11 protein-coding genes are annotated in these 19,166 nt (G+C 56.4%); all 11 read left to right on the top strand.

Features of this window, described 5'->3' with window-relative positions; translation table 11 throughout:
* Positions 1-20: 20 nt before the first annotated feature.
* Positions 21-773, top strand: coding sequence for an AAA family ATPase (locus ACOCF6_RS24260; RefSeq protein WP_482463163.1), 753 nt, complete (start codon positions 21-23; stop codon positions 771-773).
* Positions 774-1,146: 373 nt separating this feature from the next.
* A complete protein-coding gene (locus ACOCF6_RS24265; protein WP_482463165.1) occupies positions 1,147-1,413 on the top strand; it encodes a hypothetical protein in 267 nt (88 codons plus the stop codon).
* 156 nt (positions 1,414-1,569) lie between these two features.
* The gene (locus ACOCF6_RS24270; protein ID WP_482463167.1) at positions 1,570-4,422 is read left to right on the top strand and encodes a tail fiber domain-containing protein; all 2,853 of its coding nucleotides are present in this window, start codon (positions 1,570-1,572) and stop codon (positions 4,420-4,422) included.
* Positions 4,423-4,434: 12 nt separating this feature from the next.
* Positions 4,435-5,472 carry a hypothetical protein gene (locus tag ACOCF6_RS24275; RefSeq protein ID WP_482463169.1) on the top strand — a complete coding sequence of 346 codons (1,038 nt, stop codon included), beginning with the start codon at positions 4,435-4,437 and terminating at the stop codon, positions 5,470-5,472.
* 741 nt (positions 5,473-6,213) lie between these two features.
* Positions 6,214-8,763, top strand: a complete 2,550-nt coding sequence (locus ACOCF6_RS24280; RefSeq protein WP_482463171.1) for a hypothetical protein — start codon at positions 6,214-6,216, stop codon at positions 8,761-8,763.
* A 167-nt stretch (positions 8,764-8,930) separates the two neighbouring features.
* Positions 8,931-9,680: a DsbA family protein gene (locus ACOCF6_RS24285; RefSeq protein WP_482463173.1), complete on the top strand. Its 750-nt coding sequence runs from the start codon at positions 8,931-8,933 to the stop codon at positions 9,678-9,680.
* Positions 9,681-9,712: 32 nt separating this feature from the next.
* Positions 9,713-11,581 carry a putative metal-binding motif-containing protein gene (locus ACOCF6_RS24290; protein ID WP_482463175.1) on the top strand — a complete coding sequence of 623 codons (1,869 nt, stop codon included), beginning with the start codon at positions 9,713-9,715 and terminating at the stop codon, positions 11,579-11,581.
* Between the two features lie 17 nt (positions 11,582-11,598).
* Positions 11,599-13,212, top strand: a complete 1,614-nt coding sequence (locus ACOCF6_RS24295) for a hypothetical protein (RefSeq protein WP_482463177.1) — start codon at positions 11,599-11,601, stop codon at positions 13,210-13,212.
* 51 nt (positions 13,213-13,263) lie between these two features.
* Complete coding sequence (locus ACOCF6_RS24300) at positions 13,264-14,910, top strand: putative metal-binding motif-containing protein (protein WP_482463178.1); 1,647 nt, start codon at positions 13,264-13,266, stop codon at positions 14,908-14,910.
* A 30-nt stretch (positions 14,911-14,940) separates the two neighbouring features.
* On the top strand, positions 14,941-16,599 hold the full coding sequence (locus ACOCF6_RS24305) for a hypothetical protein (protein ID WP_482463180.1): 1,659 nt from the start codon (positions 14,941-14,943) through the stop codon (positions 16,597-16,599).
* Positions 16,600-16,738: 139 nt separating this feature from the next.
* Entirely contained in the window at positions 16,739-19,126 is a 2,388-nt protein-coding gene (locus ACOCF6_RS24310; protein ID WP_482463182.1) for a hypothetical protein, read from the top strand.
* The last annotated feature ends 40 nt before the right edge of the window (positions 19,127-19,166 follow it).

A 19,166-nucleotide genomic window follows, 5' to 3' on the forward strand; every position in this document is an offset into this window, starting at 1 on the left:
TATTCGAGGTGATTTAACATATGACCATACCCGCCAACCTGAAGATCGATGAAAACCCCTTTGCCCAAAAGTTGGGAATCAAAGAGTGGCAGAATCTGGAACTGATTACGCCCCGGCCGGAGGACTACCTGATCGCGGAGCTGATCCCGGCCAACGCCCTGGTCTCCCTGCAGGCCAGTTCACTCTTCGGCAAAACCACTCTGGCGACCCAACTGGCCATGTCGGTCGCCTTCGGACTGCCGTTTCTCGATCGCTACACCTGCCTGCAGCCGGGCAAAGTTTTGTATATTAATGCCCGCGATACAGACGCAGACAGCCATCGCCGTTTCAAGCGACTGGTCAGGGAATGGACCAGCATTCCGAATCTATCGGAGCGTATCGACGAGCACCTGGACAACCTCACCCACATCTCGCTGTTCGACGAATGCTTCGGCACATCCCCGCAACTGATCGACGTTTCCGGCAGCATGACCAAGACCTACACCTACCTGCACCAGTTCAGCGAGTATTTCAAATGCAAGCTGATTGTCCTCGATCCGATCGAGGATTTTTTCCCCGAAAATCTCAAAAACATCTCCGAGCTCTATCTCAAGCTGCGGCAGATCAAATCCACCGTCCTGCTGGTGGCCGACCACAGCCGCAACGAAGCCTTCCACAAGGTCGAGGTCGGCATGTCCATCGTCGAAAACGGCCTGCGGATTCATAGCGACTACCTGGGATGCCGCGATGTCGGCATGACCATGGGCGCCGGGATCTGGTTACCAACAAGCTGACGTTTTTGTCTGCCGCTATTTTGAATACGGCCTCTGCCGAACATATCTTCCTACCAACCCCACTAGCAGCGACACCTCGTTTGCCCTCATGCAGCTTAACGCACCTCTAAAAAATTCCCGTTGCAATCAAACCGTGTATCACTTACTATAACAGTCACTATTTTTTCTTTGTTTACGATATGTTGCAACAAGACCAACTCAGTCTCAATTAATAAATACAATTTAATTTGTTGCAGAGAAGCACCAGGCTGCCGACCATATCCGGAATCTTCAGTACAGTGGTACCTTGGTATCTGACTGCGCCTGGAGTGCCGGCACCAACCGGTCATATCGAAACAGTGACATGCGAACTTATTCAAATACTGGAGACACAATGAAAACCATCGTTTTATGGACAGCAGCTATCATTCTGACCCTAGCCGCCCTGGCCTTCGCCGGGGTACCTCGGACCATCAACTATCAGGGGTACCTGAAGGATACAACCACCCAGGAGCGGACACCGCCTGTGGAACACGGACCTGCGTCGGCAACATCTGTGGATTGGCGAATAAAACCGACGGTACGCTCTGTGAAGACGGCAACCTCTGCACCCAGGGCGATCACTGCGCCGCCGGAGTCTGCACCCCCGGAACACCGGTAAGCTGCACGATATTTCAGGTGTGTAATCCAGCGACCGGTCTATGCCAGTAAGGCTCTGCCGATACCTGCGAGGTTTTCAAAACCTCGCAGGTCTTGCCTGAAATCAAAACCATCTTGAACGCAATATAAGACACCATTACCACCGAAGGAGACACACATGAAAACAACCATCATCTGGACAACCGCCATCAGCCTGATCCTGGCCGCCCTGGCCTTCGCCGGGGTACCCCAAACCATCAACTACCAGGGGTATGTGACCAACAGCGGCACCAATGTTCCGCTCAACAGCAATGCGGTCAGCATGACCTTCTCGCTGTACTCGTCGGCCAATTCAACCCGCAACAACCCGGTCTGGCGCGAGACGCTGAGCCCTGTTGATGTCAAAAACGGCATCTTCAGCGTACAGCTCGGCTCGGTGGTACCGATCACCGCGCCCTTTGACGTGCCGTACAGGCTGGGGGTTAATGTCAACGGCAGCGGTGAATTGCCGCTGCAACCGCTTTCCAGCACCGGCTACGCCTTCCGGGCCGGGGTAGCGGATGCGGTCAGCGGCAGCGCCACCCTGAGCGGCCAGACCCTGTCCCAGTTGGACAACCGCTACGCCCCGGCGGTCTTCACCAATTCCAGCTCCGCCGCCCGCATCGCCGCCCAGCGCTGGGACAAGCCGATCCAATCCGGAACCACCTTTTCAAGCGGTTCAACTAGTTCGTGGGGTATAACATTCGACGGCAGCAACATTTGGGCAACCAATTGGGACGGCACACTGCACAAATTTCGGGCCAGCGACGGCGAACTGCTGGGCATATATAGTGTTGGAGCCCATGCCTACGGCGTGGTGTCCGATGGCATCCACATCTGGACAACAGACTGGGGTACCAACGTCCGTATGTTCAACTCAGCCGACGGGGCGTTTATCAAGGACATTACCGTCAGTAACGGGGCCGCCGGCCTTGCCTTTGACGGCAGCCAGGTCTGGGTGGCAAACTATTATTCAAACTCAGTCACAGTTCTTAACGCCAACGACGGCAACGTGGTAACCACCATCCCGAATCTGCCCGGAGCGCGCTGGTTGGCCTTCGACGGCAGCAGTATGTGGGTATCCGCCTCATCAAGCAATGCGGTATACAAGTTTAACAAGGACGGAACCCCCGGTACGCCTGCCAGCATTACCCTTCCAAACTCCACACCAGAGGGGCTCGCCTTTGACGGCAGCAACATCTGGGTGGCACATCTCACCTCGAATACCGTCAGTAAATTTCCCATCACCATGGGAGCCGGTGGCATCGTAACATCGTTTTCACTGCCAGCTCTTACGAATAATAATTTAGGCATCGCTTATGACGGCGCCAACATCTGGGTGGCATCAATCAACGGGATTGTCAGCCGACTGGGAACCGACGGCACCCAGATTGGCTCCTATAACGTGCCGCCCTCCTATGCCATCGCCTTCGACGGCAACAACGTCTGGGTCAGCGGTAATAAGGTAATTACTCGCATCCCGGCCGGCAACACCCCCACCATGGCGGTTGGATCTGGCAGTATTGCCGCCGGTGCGGTGGGCACAACGCAGATGGCAACAAGTGCGGTAACAACCGCAGCGATTGCCGACAATGCCGTGACGAACACCAAGATTGCCGACGGCGCAGTGACCACCGCAAAGCTGGCCGACGGTGCCATAACAAGTGCCAAGATCGCCGCCCCGTTAGGGATCGGCACAACAACACCCGGAGCGGGCTTACACCTAAAAGGAAACAACTTCCCGAACTCATTCATGTTCCTCGACACCACCGCCGCCGCACAAGACTCAGGCATCCGCTTTTATGAAAACGGTGCCGTCAAGTCCCATCTGTACTGGGGTGCTGCCGACAAAAACCTGAAATTGTACAATGAGACCGGCTATGCCGGTATTGATGTTGCGGCTGGAGGCAAAGTCGGCATTGGCACCGCCACCCCCGGTTTCACCCTCGATGTCAACGGCACAGGAAGAGTCACCAGCAATTTTGACCTGACCGCTTATAATGGCCAGATCGGCTTTAACCGCAACTCCACCAACGGCATCATCTACAACAACACCAATAATGCCTGGCAGATGGGGCCCACCGGGACCAACGACCCGTTCATAATCAGTGCATGGAGGGGGTCTGACGGGGCTTTCTTATCCAACCCGCTTGTCTTGACGACTGCCGGTAATGTTGGCATAGGGACATCAACCCCCGGAGCCAAGCTGCATGTGAAAGGCGCCGGCTATCCCGACTCCTTCATATATCTGGATACAAACGCAGCAGGTCAGGATTCGGGTATCCGTTTCTACGAAAACGGCGTCGTTAAATCACACCTGTTCTGGTCAGGCGGCGGGCAAGACCTGAGGATCTACAATGCCAACAACTTCGGACTGGATGTAACTTCGACGGGCTATCTGGGAGTCGGCACAATCACGCCAAATCGCACCCTGCATATCGCACGGAACGACGGCGTAGAGTTCAGCATGGAGGTCAGTAACGGTTTGCCCAACTGGAAGACTTGGAACATCTGGACCAGTGGTGGTCCAGGTGCTGCGCAAAACCTTAATTTTCGGATACTCAATGATTTAGGGACAGGTCCCACAAAAGACGTTATGACGCTTGCCAGTACCGGTAATGTGACCATTGCCGGCACGGTCACCGCCAACGGCAACCTCCTTACCTCTGACCTCCGCCTGAAAACCGACATTCTGCCGCTGGAAGATACACTCTACAAAGTGCAGCGCCTGCGCGGCGTCAGTTATCTCCTCAAGGCCGACGAAGCAGGCGGGAGGAAGATCGGCGTCATCGCCCAGGAACTGGAGCAGGAGTACCCGGAACTGGTGGCTACCGACGACAAGGGCATGAAGAGCGTGGCCTACGCCAACCTGACGGCGGTGCTGATCGAAGCGGTGAAAGGGCTGAAAGCGGAAAACGATGCGCTGAAGGCAAATAACGACGCAATGAAACTGAGATTGAACAGGCTTGAAAAAGCCCTGTTCGGCCAGTAGGGAGGGCGTCCCATGAAACTGGTTACAACCATACTGACCACCCTCTGCCTCGCCTCCCCTGCTCTGGCGATCCAGGGACCGGGCAGCTACGCAATCGTCTCCGACGTCATCTCCGAGGGCGGACAGGAGGTGAGCGGCGGCTACACCCTGAACGGCACCATCGGCCAGTCATCGGCCATCGGCCTCTCCACCGGCACCACCTACAGCAACCACGGCGGTTTCTGGAACCTGCGCACTGCGGATACGGTCGCCCCCTCAGGTTTGATCTTCGTCCTGCCTGGCACCAACAAGACCCTGACAATCCCGATCACGCAGCTAACCGCCACCGATGCCCATGGCGTGACCGGCTATTACATCAGCGAAGTCCCGGCCGCTCCGGACCCCTGGGGGCCGGGCTGGGTTCCGCCCGATCCGGGCAAGGTCGTCTCCCTGGGTACCGGTCCGAGGACATTCTATGTCTGGGCCAAGGACGAGGCCGGCAACATCTCGACCGGTGCCAGCGCCCCGTCCGATATCATCAGCCGCTTCCTCACCGTCGCCTTTGGCGGCAGCGGCGGCAGCTCGATCAGCAGCACCCCCTCGGGTATCGTCTGCATGACCGGCAACAGCGGCACCTGCAGTGCCCTGTTTGATGTGGATTCCGTCGTCAGCCTCTCCACCACCGCCAACTGGACGGCAACCCTGACCACCTGGAGCGGCGCCGACAGCACCAGCGGCGACCCGGTCAACGTGACCATGAGCGCCGACAAGGGCGTCACCGCCACCTTCGGCACGGCCTTGAACGCCCGGATTGCATCGGCTCCAGCCATCCCCTACGGCATGATCAGCGACGCCTATACAGCTGCAACGATGGGCGCCACCATCGAGGCCCGCAACATCCTCTTTACCGAATCGCCCGTATTTAACCGTGCCGGGGTAATCTACACCCTGAACGGAGGCTTCGTGGGAAGCGCGTTCGGGCAGCCGGGGACCGGCGACTACTCGACTGTCAAGGGGACGCTGATCGTCAGGAACGGTAGATTGAACATCAGCAGAATTAAGGTGCAGTAGTAGAAACGGGAGGGGGGAATTGATTCCCGACCCTGCTCGCATTTGTGATGTGGCTGCAGATTCCACATCGAGTTCAAGTTGACTGTTTCAAACCTCCGAGGTTTTCAAAACCCCGGAGGTTTCGCCTGAAACTGCTTTTCCCAGGTTCAATATTTCCTGCCCTTTGCCCCCTGTTTCTCTTGCATTAGAACAGCGTATCATTTATCCTGATGTGCACGATTACACTATTTTCCGGCAATTTCCGGATACCGCACACGACCTCCTGAGTTCCCTGAAACCGGGAAAAATCTTGCTGCAACGTTTCTTGGAATGCGGGATGGTCTGTTCCTGTCCCAGCGATCAACAAAACTGCAACAGCACCTGCGCCAATACGGGCTGACTAACTGTTATGGCAGTTGCGCCAGTCTGCAGACAGACATCTATAACTGCGGGGCATGCGCTAAGGTGTGTGCTTCCGGCCAAGTATGCAGCAGCGGTGCCTGTGTCACCTCCTGCCAAACAGGGCAGACCAACTGCAATGGCACCAGAGTTAACCTGCAGACGGATAATGCCTTTTATAGTAGTGCCTGCCATTAGGAGGCGCCAAGTTACTTGTGAAGCGTGCTTCGACTCGGCTCAATGCACGGATGGGAGAGTCAGCTCTATGACATCATATCTTGTGGTGTCTTTGGTAATTTCCTAGGTAGTGATTTTGTCCCCCGTTCCGTCGCCGGGGGGGCGAATAAAAAACGGGAGGGCATAATGAGAGCTATGCGGCAGTTTTTCAATGTGGTTGCTGTATCAGGACTGAGCTTTGTATTAACCGGTTTTCCCGCTGCAGCCAATGCCAACGACTCCGCCCGGGTGGCGGGCGACCTGAAGGTGGACGGTATCCACTTCACCGCCGATGGCAGCGTGGTCCGCAAACTGGCCGACCTGATTTCGCCCTGGACCCTGCTCGGCGGGAACATCTACTACCTGAACGGCAACGTGGGGATCGGCACCATGACCCCCGGCGCACCCCTGCATGTGAACGGCAACGCCATCGTCAGCGGCAGCCTGGCGACCGGTTCACTGACTTCGTCCGGCCAGATAATCGTTGCCCCCTACGACGTTGTCTCGGGCAGTACCGGAGAAATTCGCTTTAAAGAGTTGGCTGCCAACGGCACCAACCATGCCGGCTTCAAGGCGCCGGATGCCATAACAACCGACACGATTTGGACCCTGCCGGCTGCCGACGGCAGCAGCGGTCAGTTCCTGGCCACCAACGGCAGCGGCGAACTCGGCTGGTCAACCCCGAGTATCACCACCACCACCATCGTCGATGCCAATGTCACCACCGCCAAGCTGGCCAACAGCAGCGTGACAACAGCCAAACTGGCCGACGGCGCCGTCACCGACGCCAAGCTCAGCGGCACCGTGGCCGACGTTCACCTGTCCGCCAATGTTGACCTATTGAACACGGACCAGACTTTCACGGGCCTGAAAACCTTCAGCCAGCCGATCGTCGGCAGCATCACCGGCAATGCTGGAACCGCGACGTCGGCGCTGAATTTTACCGGCACACTCGCCGGTGACATAACGGGCCCCCAGAGCGCCGTTTCAGTGGTAAAGATTCAGGGTAACTCCGTAGCGGTTACTGCGCCGGCCATGGGGCAGGTCCTGAAGTGGAACGGCGCCCAATGGGCTCCCGCAGTCGATGCAGGAGCCGCTTCCGGCTCCAATACTGATATAACTGCCCTGACCGGGTTGACGTCACAGAATGCCCTGCAAATAGGTCCCTACGGAACAGTCACCGGCAATACCGGTGAAGTCCGCTTCAAAGAACTGGCCGCCAACGGCACCAATCATGTTGGCCTCAAGGCGCCTGACGCTATCACCACCGATACAATCTGGACCCTGCCGGCCTCTGACGGCAGCAGCGGCCAGTTCCTGTCCACAAATGGCAGCGGTGCACTCGGCTGGTCAACCCCGATGATAACCGGACAGATGATTGCAGATGGAACAATCACCTCTGATAAGCTTGCTCCTGGTGTTGTACTGACAGGTCCGCAAGGACCAAAGGGAGACACCGGTGCAGCCGGTTCACAGGGGCCAGCAGGGCCAGCAGGGCCAGCAGGGCCAACAGGACCGCAAGGCCCCGGCCTTAACTGGGTGAATGTTAGTGGAACAACACAGCAGGCAGCTTCAAACACGGGTTATCTGGCTAATAATGTGGGACAGGTTACCATTACGCTGCCTGTAGCCCCTTCCATCGGTGACACTGTTCGCATATCGGGTGTCGGAACAGGCGGCTGGAAGGTCGCCCAGAACGCCGGACAATCTATCACCGGCAACATACCTGATATTTTCGGCGCAGTCTGGTCCCCCCGCGCTACCACTAGAGCTTGGACATACGTAGCATCTTCCTCAGACGGCAGCAAACTGGTTGCAGTGCAATATAGCGGACTGATTTATACATCTACGGATTCAGGTGTTTCCTGGATCTCGCGCGATAGCAGCAGAACCTGGCAGTCAGTAGCCTCTTCTGCCGATGGCGCTAAGCTGGTCGCGGTCACATATGGCGGCCAAATCTATACATCGACAGATTCAGGTCAGACGTGGAGCCCGAACTACAGCAGCCTGTCCTGGAGGGCCGTGGCTTCCTCAACAGACGGCAGTAAATTGGTCGCTGTAGTATCCGCCGGCCAGATTTATACATCTACGGATTCAGGCTTAAACTGGACCCCGCGAGACAGCAATCGGAATTGGCAAGCTGTTGCCTCCTCCTCTGACGGCAGCAAACTGGTTGCAGTGGTGTTTGGCGGCCAAATATATACGTCAACTGATTCTGGCGCGAACTGGACTCCGCGTGATAGCAGTAGGTATTGGAATTCCGTAGCCTCCTCATCTGACGGCACCAAGCTGGTTGCGGTTGAGTGGAATGGCCAAATATACACATCTACGGATTCAGGCTTGTCCTGGACCCCTCGCGAAAACAACAGGGTCTGGTATTCCGTAGCCTCATCTTCTGACGGCAGAAAACTGGTTGCAGTAGTTCAGGGCGGTCAAATCTATACGTCTGTGGATTCCGGAATAACCTGGTCTCCTCACGAAAGCAGCAGGAATTGGCTGTCGGTTGCTTCATCCTCCGATGGTACCAAATTGGTTGTAGTGACGAATGGCGACCAAATCTATACGTCTGGGCCGAACACGACAACGGGGACTGCGGGGGCTCTCATAGGTGGGCAATGGGCAACGGCGGAACTTCAGTATATCGGGGGGAATCAGTTCCTTTTGCTAAACTATCTGGGATCAATAACTCCGCAGTAATGAGCAGACGTAACATCAGAATTGGGTTAATAACTCCACCAAGCAGTTTTATTACTTACTATTGTTAACCGCATTGCTACCGATTACCGGACTTGGATTTGAAGTTCGGCTGACAATCACCGGAATGCATATCGACACAACGTATCACCAACACCACCGGAGGTATCATGTTTACACGTAACAAAAATCTTTTCCTGACCACCGCTATCATCTGCACATCCGCCACCCTGGCTTGTGCCGAACCGATGACCAAAGAGCAGGGCGATGCCATGCTCAACGAGCTGCGCCAGATCAAACTGCTGCTGCAAAAACCGCAGCAGCAGGCCCAGCCAGCACCCCAGGCACCCAAAGCGGACGAACCGGCCACGGTCTCCGTTGCCGGAGTGCCGTTCCTCGGCAAAGCCAACGCCCCCCTGACCCTAGTGATGTTTACCGATTACCAGTGCCCCTTCTGCAGCCGCTTCGAGTCCCAAACCCTGCCGGAGATCAAGCGGCAGTACATCGACACCGGCCTACTGCGCTTCGTGGTACGAGATCTGCCGCTCCCCTTCCACCCCAACGCCCCCAAGGCAGCCGAGGCGGCCCACTGTGCCGGAGAACAGGGCAAATACTGGGAGCTGCGCGAAAAACTGGTAACAAACGGCGATAAGCTGGATGCCAAGCTGCTGCCCGGCTACGCCCAGCAGGTCGGCCTGGATGTAGCCAAGTTCTCCGCCTGCCTGGAGAGCGGCCGGAACGCAGAAAAGGTCAAGGCCAGTGCCGACCTGGCCGGATCGGCTGGAATCTCCGGCACACCCAGTTTCGTTGTGGGTAGGTCGAAAGGGGACAGCGTGAATGGCGTCAAGATTGTGGGGGCCCAGCCCTTTGCCGCTTTTGATCAGAAATTGAAGGAGCTGCTGAAGCCGGCGACTAAATAGGCCATTCATCAGGATAAAACGGGGGGGGCGCCATGATCGGCAAGGGATTGTTAAAGGGGTTGGTTGTAGTGCTGTTGTTGTGCAGTGCAGTGGCTGCCTTCGCCGAGGTACCCCACACGATCAGCTACCAGGGCTACCTGAAAGCAGGGGCTGTTCCTGCCACTGGACCGGTCAACATTACCTTCAGCATCTACTCCTCACCGTCTGCAGCAGAATCACTCTGGACAGAAACCCACACAATTATTGCACTTGAAAACGGCATCTACAGCGTTCAGCTCGGAAGTGTCAACACGTTTACCCTCACGTTCGACACGCCCTACTGGCTCGGAATCGCTGTCGGGACCGACGCGGAACAGTCACCGCGCCTTCCGCTGACCAGTGTGCCCTATGCGGTGAATGCAGCGAACGCTGAACGGCTGAGCCTGATGTGCACACCCGGCGACTTCCTGCATTGCTACACCGGCGACATCGCTCTGATGGGAACCGGACAATGCCGCTCCGGTAACCGTTTTTGTCTTCCCACCCGCGACGGGTTCTCGGCTACCTGTGCCGGCGAGATACTTCCGGCACAGGAGTTGTGCGACAACCTTGATAATGACTGCGATGGCGTGATCGACAACAAGGTTTCTCCCCAGGAGTGCTACACCGGACCGCCGGGCACCCTAAATGTCGGCACCTGTGTTGGGGGCCAGCAGACCTGTTCTGCCGGTCAATGGGGCAGCTGTACCGGTCAGGTTGTGCCGGTTGCGGAAATCTGCGACAACAAGGATAACGACTGCAATGGGGTGGTTGATTCTTTCTCATCCCCCTGTTACAGCGGTCCGGGAGGCACGCAGGGTGTCGGCATCTGCAAAGCGGGACTAAAAACCTGTTCAGCCGGTGTTTTTGGAGCCTGCCTCGGAGAAGTACTCCCAGCAGCAGCCGAGGTCTGTGGAAACGCCATCGACGACAACTGCAACGGCCTGACTGACGAAGAAAATGCCACCGGTTGCACTATCTATCGTAAAGACGCTGATCAGGATGGCTACGGAATATCCACAGACACAAAATGCCTCTGCGCACCGGTTGTACCCTATACCGCATCGAATTCAGGACCATCGGATTGCGATGACAGCAATGCACTGGTCAATCCCGGCAGAACCGAAATCTGCTCAAATGGAATTGACGACAACTGTAACGCCCAGATTGATGAGCCGGGCGCATCAGGCTGCACGATCTATTATCGGGACGTTGATCGCGACGGCTACGGCACCACTTCAAGCCAGTGCCTCTGCGCACCGGCAGCCCCCTACGACTCCCTGTATTCAACTGACTGCAACGATTCAAACGCCGCCATCCACCCCGGTGCAACAGAGGTATGCGACGGAATCGATAATAACTGCAATACCTTAACAGATACGTCTGACCTTCCACTCTCCACGCTCTGTCCAAATACTGCCCACGCCGTATCATCCTGCGGCGGCGCGTCCGGCTGCGGAATATCCTCCTGTGAACCCACATGGTACAACGTTGACGGGCTCTACTCCACCGGCTGTGAGGCCCAGGAGGACAGTTACGACCAGGTCAGCCAGGGGGATCTATGCGCAAACAGTGTTAATCTCGGCACACTGGCTACAGGGCAGTCCAGCAGTTTCTTCGCAAACATAGTCCCGAACGGCGATGTCGACTGGTACACCGCTACAGCAACAGGCATCACAAGATTTGATGTGCGCTTCACGACAAACCCGGGATCGGCATACCGCTTCGATATCTACCAGACGAGCTGTTCGACTCTGCTTACATCCGCTGTTTCTACCAACTATCTCGCAACGACTCCGGCAACCTATTACATCAAAGTGTACCGCCCCAGCGGCGCATCGGCAGAGAATTATATTATGAGTGTCAGTAATGGAGTTTATTAAAAGATCGTGAGGAACAAATGAATAACAAATACTTTCGTCTGTCGTTAATGGTGTTAATCGCTCTAACTATTTCGGTTCTGGCTTTTGCCGGAGTTCCAAAAACCATCAGCTATCAGGGATACCTCAAGACCACCGGCAACGTGCCGGTAAACACCCCTACAAAACTGACATTTTCGCTCTACTCCTCCAATCCGCAGCGCAACAACCCGATCTGGAGCGAAACCCAAAATAATGTCGAGGTCAAACAGGGCATATACAGCATCGAGCTGGGCTCGGTGACGCCGATCAGCGCGCCCTTCGATATCCGCTACTGGCTGGGTGTGGCGGTCAATGACGAACCACAGCTGACCCCTCTGCATCCGCTGGCCAGCGTGCCCTACTCAATCAAGTCAGGCTGTAACCCCGGTGATATGATTAATTGTTACACCGGATCGCCCGGAACCATGGGCACCGGCATCTGCCTGCCGGGGATACGGACCTGCCTCCCGGATGGAAGTGGTTACAGCGCCTGTATTGGAGAAATTGTACCGGCCCCCATTACCGGGTGCAATCAGCCCAATTGTGCAGATATGGCAAAGAATCTGAACGAAACCGATGTAGACTGCGGCGGCTCTTGTGCCCCGTGTGTCGCCGGCAAAGCCTGCCTGATCGCTGCAGATTGCGAAAATCTCAATTGTGAGAATAGCATTTGCAGTGCAGTAGCGCCGACCTGCATGGATGCTAATCGAAATGGCACCGAAACCGACGTGGACTGCGGCGGCCCGGCATGCGGACCCTGCACCATCGGCAACCACTGCGTCGCTAATCGTGACTGCAGCAGCCAGATCTGCCAGGACAGTTTCTGTGTCGTCAATCCCTGCCTGGACGGGGTCAAGAACAACAAAGAGACCGACGTGGATTGCGGTGGCGGTACCTGCTCAACCTGCCCAACTGGAAAAACCTGCACTGCGGCCTTCGACTGCCAAAGCGGCGTATGTACCGGCAATGTTTGTCAGGCTCCAGGCTGTTCTGATTCCGTCAAAAACGGCACTGAAACCGATGTGGATTGCGGTGGTTCCTGCACGAGCAAATGTTCAACCGGCAAAATCTGCTCCATCAATAGCGACTGCCAGAGCAACTACTGCAGCAACGGGATTTGTGCCGCGCCAACCTGTAATGATGCGATTAAAAACGGCAACGAGTCCGATGTCGATTGCGGGGGCGTGACTTGCTCGACATGTCCGAATGGCAAGACATGTGTTGCACCGACTGACTGCCAGAGCGGGAGTTGCGTTGGTGGCACCTGTACAAGTGTCAATCTATGTGCCGGTGTCACCTGCACGGCCCAGGACCAGTGCCATGATGTCGGTGTCTGCAACCCTGCAACCGGGTCATGTTCCAATCCCGTCAAAGCCAACGGCACGGCCTGTAACGACGGCAATGCCTGCACACAAACCGATTTCTGCCAAGCCGGGATATGCACCGGCAGCAACCCGCTTACCTGTAATGCCCAGGATCAGTGCCATGATGCCGGTGCCTGCAATCCTGCAACCGGTGTATGCACCAATCCCAACAAGGCTGACGGCACGGCCTGTGATGACGGGAATCCGGCCACCAACAATGAGGTCTGCATTGCAGGTGTCTGCCAGTAGAATGTAGCGGGATTGTGCATTGCCCCTTCATCAAAAGAAAGTGAGAACACCATGAACTACAAAGGGTTGTTGATAGGGTTAGGTATTGTTCTGCTGGCATACAGCGCAAAGGAGGTCTTCGCCTCTGCCCCCACAACCATCAGCTACCAGGGGTACCTGAAGGACACCGGCAGCGGCGCACCGGTGACGGCGACCGCCAAACCAATGGGTTTTGCCCTGTACAGCAGCGCAGTTGGCTCGACACCACTCTGGAGCGAGAACCAGAACGTGAAGGTGGATAACGGGATCTATCAGGTTGAGCTTGGCGCCAGCGTGCCGATCACCCTCCCCTTCGACACCCGGTACTACCTGGGCATTGCAGTTTCACCCGACCCGGAGATGACGCCGCGCCAGGCACTCACCAATGCTCCCTACACCTTCCGTGCCAGGGTCGCCGAAGGGGTCAGCATGGCCTGCCAGGAGGGCGGCGTACTGATCTACAGGTCCGGGGCATGGCAATGCGGTACGGTAAAGACATTTCCCAATGCGACCGAAATCTGTGTCGGGTCAGACTGTACAATAAGCACCTGTTCACCCGGGTGGGGCAACTGCAACGGATCTCTGGCAGATGGTTGCGAAACCGATCTGAATACCAGCATGACCAGTTGCGGCGTCTGCGGTTCCCCATGCTTTGCCTGGCCCGGACTTACCTCCCCAAATGTCACCTGTTCCGCAGGTGTCTGCACAACCGCCTACAAGATCAATGTGAACGTCAGCGGTTTGGGCCTGGCCGGTCTCGTGCTGCAGAACAACGGGTCCGATCCCTTATCCGTTTCCACCAATGGGACCTATACCTTCAGCAAGGCTATCGTCAACAATGGCAGTTATGCGGTAACCGTCAAGGCTCAACCACCAACTCAATCCTGTCAGGTAAGCAATGGCTCAGGCAATGTGAACGGTATTAATGCCATGAATATCTCCGTCACCTGCGCCTGTCTCCAATGGTGGCCGGATAAGGATGGTGATAGTTATGGAGACAATACGGCGACCCCCATCAGCGAATGCGTCACCTCAAAAGTGGGATATGTATCCCGGGCAGGCGACTGCAACGATAACGACAAGACCATTAATCCCGATGCGCCTGAAATTTGCGACCACATAGATAACAACTGCAACAACCAGATCGATGAGGGGGTACATTTTTGCAATTATGGCAAGACCTGCTGCAGTTGGGGAAATAAAACGGGCTACGATTCATGCATGGCCAGCTATCTTGCCTCCGGACCATCATTCAATCTGGCATTGCTGCCTTGTGTGACACCACCGCAATCGACCGACCCCGCGTATTGGCTCTGCATCGATCCGGGCGAAGGCACCATATGTGACAATGTTGATAATAATTGCAATGGACAGATCGACGAAGGGTTCCTGAAATGCGGAAATCCTCTCCACTGCGCAACAACCGAGGTCTGCAACGGGCAGGACGACAACTGTAACGGCATCGCGGATGAGGGCGGGGTGTGCGGCAGCTGTACCTGGTCGTTCGAGGTCTGCGACGGGTGCGACAATGACTGCGATGGCATGGTGGATAACGGTAGTTTTGGACCCGAGCCATGCCTCAAGGAAGATGGTTCTCTGGGCACCAGGACATGCAAACCTCCCGTTGCTGTTCCTGTTGGGACATGCTCCCCGAATGGCGGCTGGAGTGCCTGCCAATAGCATGAATACAAAACTATCACGGAGGACTGCATGCAAATGAGAATATGCTTTTCGGTTATAGCAACTATACTGCTGTTCATCGGCCTCACCCCGGCCTTAGCCGCACCACCGCGGACCATCAGCTACCAGGGGTATTTGAAGGACGGCAGCGGTGCACCGGTGACGGCTGCAGCCAAACCGATGGGCTTTGCCCTGTACAGCACCGCAGGCGGCACAACCCCGCTCTGGAGCGAAAACCAGAATGTGAAGGTGGACAAAGGCATTTACAGTGTCGAGCTCGGAGCAGTTGCTCCGCTGAATATCCCGTCTGATGCCCGTTATTACCTGGGCATCACTATTCCGCCCGACAATGAAATGACACCCCGAACAGCCCTGACCGGCAGCATCTATGCCTTCCGCGCCGGCTGCAATCCGGGTGACATGATCACGTGTTATACGGGTTCCTCCGGCACTCTCAATGTTGGGGTATGCAAATCCGGAACCCGTACCTGCGCCAGCGACGGCAGCTCGTTCGGTCCTTGTACCGGGGAAATCATCCCTTCCCAGGAGATCTGCTACAACCTCTTCGATGAAGACTGCGACGGTAAAAATGACAACGGCTGCACGCCACGCTTCTGCGAACCAGGCACGTCAGTTGCCTGCTACTCTGGCCCTCCAGGCACTCAAAACATCGGCGCCTGTCATGCAGGGACCCAAAATTGTACTACAGATGGGAGTGCATATAGTCCCTGCGTTGGTGAGCAGGGCCCCTCCGTTGAGGTCTGTGATGGAATGGATAACAACTGCAACGGAGTAGTAGATGAAGGCATCAGTTACCCACCTGTAAGCAATGGCCAGGTTGTCTGCAGCAACGGAGCGACTCTGCTGCTATGCAGCATTGGATTTGCCAGTTGCCTCACCTCCGGCGCCTGCGACACCCTCATTACCAATGACCCCCAGAATTGCGGTGGCTGTGGAAATTTGTGCCCCGCTGTAGCTAATGGCATCCCCGGCTGCAACAACAGCAGTTGCACAATAACCGCATGCAACACCGGTTTTGCCGACTGCGACGGCAACGCGGGCACCGGCTGTGAAACCAACCTTTCTGCCAGCTCCGCCAATTGTGGCAAGTGCGGTACTGCCTGTGGCGCCGGGCAAACCTGCCAAGGCGGGGCCTGCCTTAATCCCCAAGGATTGGCCTGCTCCTCAAACCTCCAGTGTACCAGCGGATTCTGCGCAGACGGCGTCTGCTGCAACAGCGCCTGCAGCGGCACCTGCCAGGCATGCAACCTGTCGGGACAGATGGGAACCTGCTCCAACGTTCCAGTCGGAACCGACCCGGGCAACGAATGTAATAGCCAGCCCCAGATCTCCTGCGGCACGACGGGTCTCTGTAATGGCGCCGGGGCATGCTCCATGTATCCTAATGGTACTGTTTCGTCGGAGCAAAGCTGCTCCGGCAGCACACTTACACTGGCCAGTACCTGCAACGGGTTGGGCTCAATCACACCAGGCGGGACCGTTTCCTGTGCTCCCTACTTCTGCGCAAGCGGTTCAGAATGCGGCAACTCATGCAGCACAGATCCTGAGTGTGCCAGTGGTTTTTACTGCAACGGCAACGTATGCTCTGCCAAGCTTAGCTCAGGAAGCGCCTGTACTTCAGCCAATCAATGCATGAGCGGAACCTGCAACAACACTGTCTGCTTATAACGTTGCATGAGACAGATACATTTCAGGAAAATCCATGAGAAGAATGCACTGAAAGATCACCTGGAACAACAGGAACGGATGCTTGAAAAAAACAACGGCGCAGTTCACCCGTAATTGACCTACCTTACTGGAGACGTACATGAAAAAAAGCATCATCACCTGGACAACAGCTTTTGTGACCCTCGCCGCCCTGGCCTTCGCCGGAGTACCCCAGACGATCAACTACCAGGGGTATCTGAAGGACACGGCCGGTGCGCCGGTGTCAACTGCCACCAGCGTCCGCTTTGCGCTCTACTCCTCCACCCCGTCACGCGGCAACCCGCTCTGGCAGGAGACGCGGAGCGTCACCCCGGCCAACGGTATCTACAGTATCCAACTCGGTTCCCAGACCCCGATCACCGCCCCCTTCGATGTGCCCTACTACCTGGGCATCAAGGTGGGTGCTGATGCGGAGATGGCGCTGCAGCCGCTCTCCAGCGTGCCATATGCGCAACGTGCCACCATTGCGGACAACGCGACCAGTGTCAGCGGCCAAACCCTGACTTCCCTGGACAGCCGCTACACCGACCCGACCCAGCCGCCCCGGCCGACCACCCAGCAGATTGCCCTGCAACGCTGGGATCAGGCCATCGGCACCCCCACCGGCTGGCCAACTCAGGTGGGGACCGCCCCCAGTGCCATGGTGTATGACGGGGCCTACCTGTGGGTCGCCCTGGCGGGCGACGGCACCACAGCCGGGACAGTGCAGCGGGTGAATCCGGCCACGGGGGGGCTGGTGGGGAACCCCGTTACGGTCGGCATCAACCCGGCGGCCCTGGCCTTTGACGGCACTTACGTCTGGGTAGCCAACAGCGGAAACCTGGGAGACGGCAGCACGGTCACCCGGATAACCGCCGCAACCGGTGCCACTGCCACTTACGACATCGGCGCGTTTGGTCCTTCGGCCCTTGCCTGGGACGGCACCAGTATCTGGGTTGCCGCCAGCGCCAGCAACAGCCTTGTCCGGGTCAATCCGGCCACCGGCGCCACCGTGGGCAGCGCAATCTTCATCGGGGCAAGCGCCAATCCCGTGGCCCTGGCCTTTGACGGCACATCTATCTGGTCCGCCAACAAGGGCGGCAACAGCATAACCAAAATCACCACCGCCACCGGCGCAAAGGTCGGCACCTATCCCGTTGGAACAGCACCGGTCTCCCTGGTCTATGACCCGCGCTACGCCAGTCTCTGGGTGGCCAGCAGCGGCGACAACAGCATATGGCGGGTGGACCCGAATACACCCACTGTTACCCACCAGCACCCCATGGGCAGCACCCCTACCACGATCATCACGGACGGCCTGTACCAATGGGCCGTGATCGGCAATCAGACCACCAAGCTGGCCTTCGGCACCTCTGTCGGCGTCTCCGCCACCACCGGCACCATCACCGCGCTCGCCTATGACGGCGCCAACGCCTGGGTGTCGATCCGGGAGATCGGCGCCGTTGTCAAGATAGCAAACGTCGGCACTATACCGGGAGTGGCGGCCGTCGGCACGGCACAGATGCAGGACAAGGCGGTCACCACAAGCAAAATAGCCGACGGCGCCATCAACAACTCTCAGCTTGCCAGCGGAAGCGTTACCAGTGCCAATATCAGCGGTCCCCTTTCGGTCACTGTTGGAGGCACCGGCATAACAACCCTCAGCGGCTATATCAAAGGGAATGATACTGCGCCTATGACCGCTTCGGCTACCATCCCCGGCAGCGATGTTTCGGGTAATATTTCCGGTAATGCCGCCAATGTTACCGGTACCGTGGCAATTGCCAACGGCGGCACCGGTGCTACTACTCAAGCCTCAGCAACCAACAACATATTACCTGTGCAAACAGGTAACGCGGGGAAAGTAATTGGTACTGATGGTATCAATGCTAGCTGGGTACCGTCTTCCACTGCAACTTATAGATGGGCAACTTTTTCAACTTACGTACAAGCTCTCGGTTGGGCGATGAATGCGACTAATGGGAATGGCGATCCATCATTATTTGGTGGTGTTACTCCACAAACGTGGTCGGATAATAATGGCCTTGCTTCTCAAATGTCCTCGGACAAGGAGGTGTTACGAACCCTTTTCACCCAAAAAGGGTATGCAAAAAAAAATGCGATGATTATGAATGATGAATGGCAATCTTATTCCTCAACGAATGGAAAGTTTGTAACGGCACTTTTCCGGATCAATAATACAACCGGGGCAGCGATTGACTGGACACCCTGTTTTTTCTACTCTGCATATAATAGTTGGGGGGAATACGCCAGTGTAACCTTGAATGGGGCAAATAGCTGGAGCTCTGGCACATATGGAAATACCTGTATTACGCTTTCCATCCCGGCGGCAAGGGTTAGCACGGCAATTTTTGTTTCAGCAAGTGGGACATATAGTGGTAACACGCGAAATACTCGTCTGGCATTTTATAACGATTCATTGTTGCTACCTGCCGGACTAAGTTTTATTGATGATCTTGACACTGCTACAGGTGGCTGGGAGCAGTAATCAAAAATATAATTAATCACGTCTCTGCACTATCAAGGAG

Source organism: Geobacter psychrophilus, assembly GCF_056821595.1.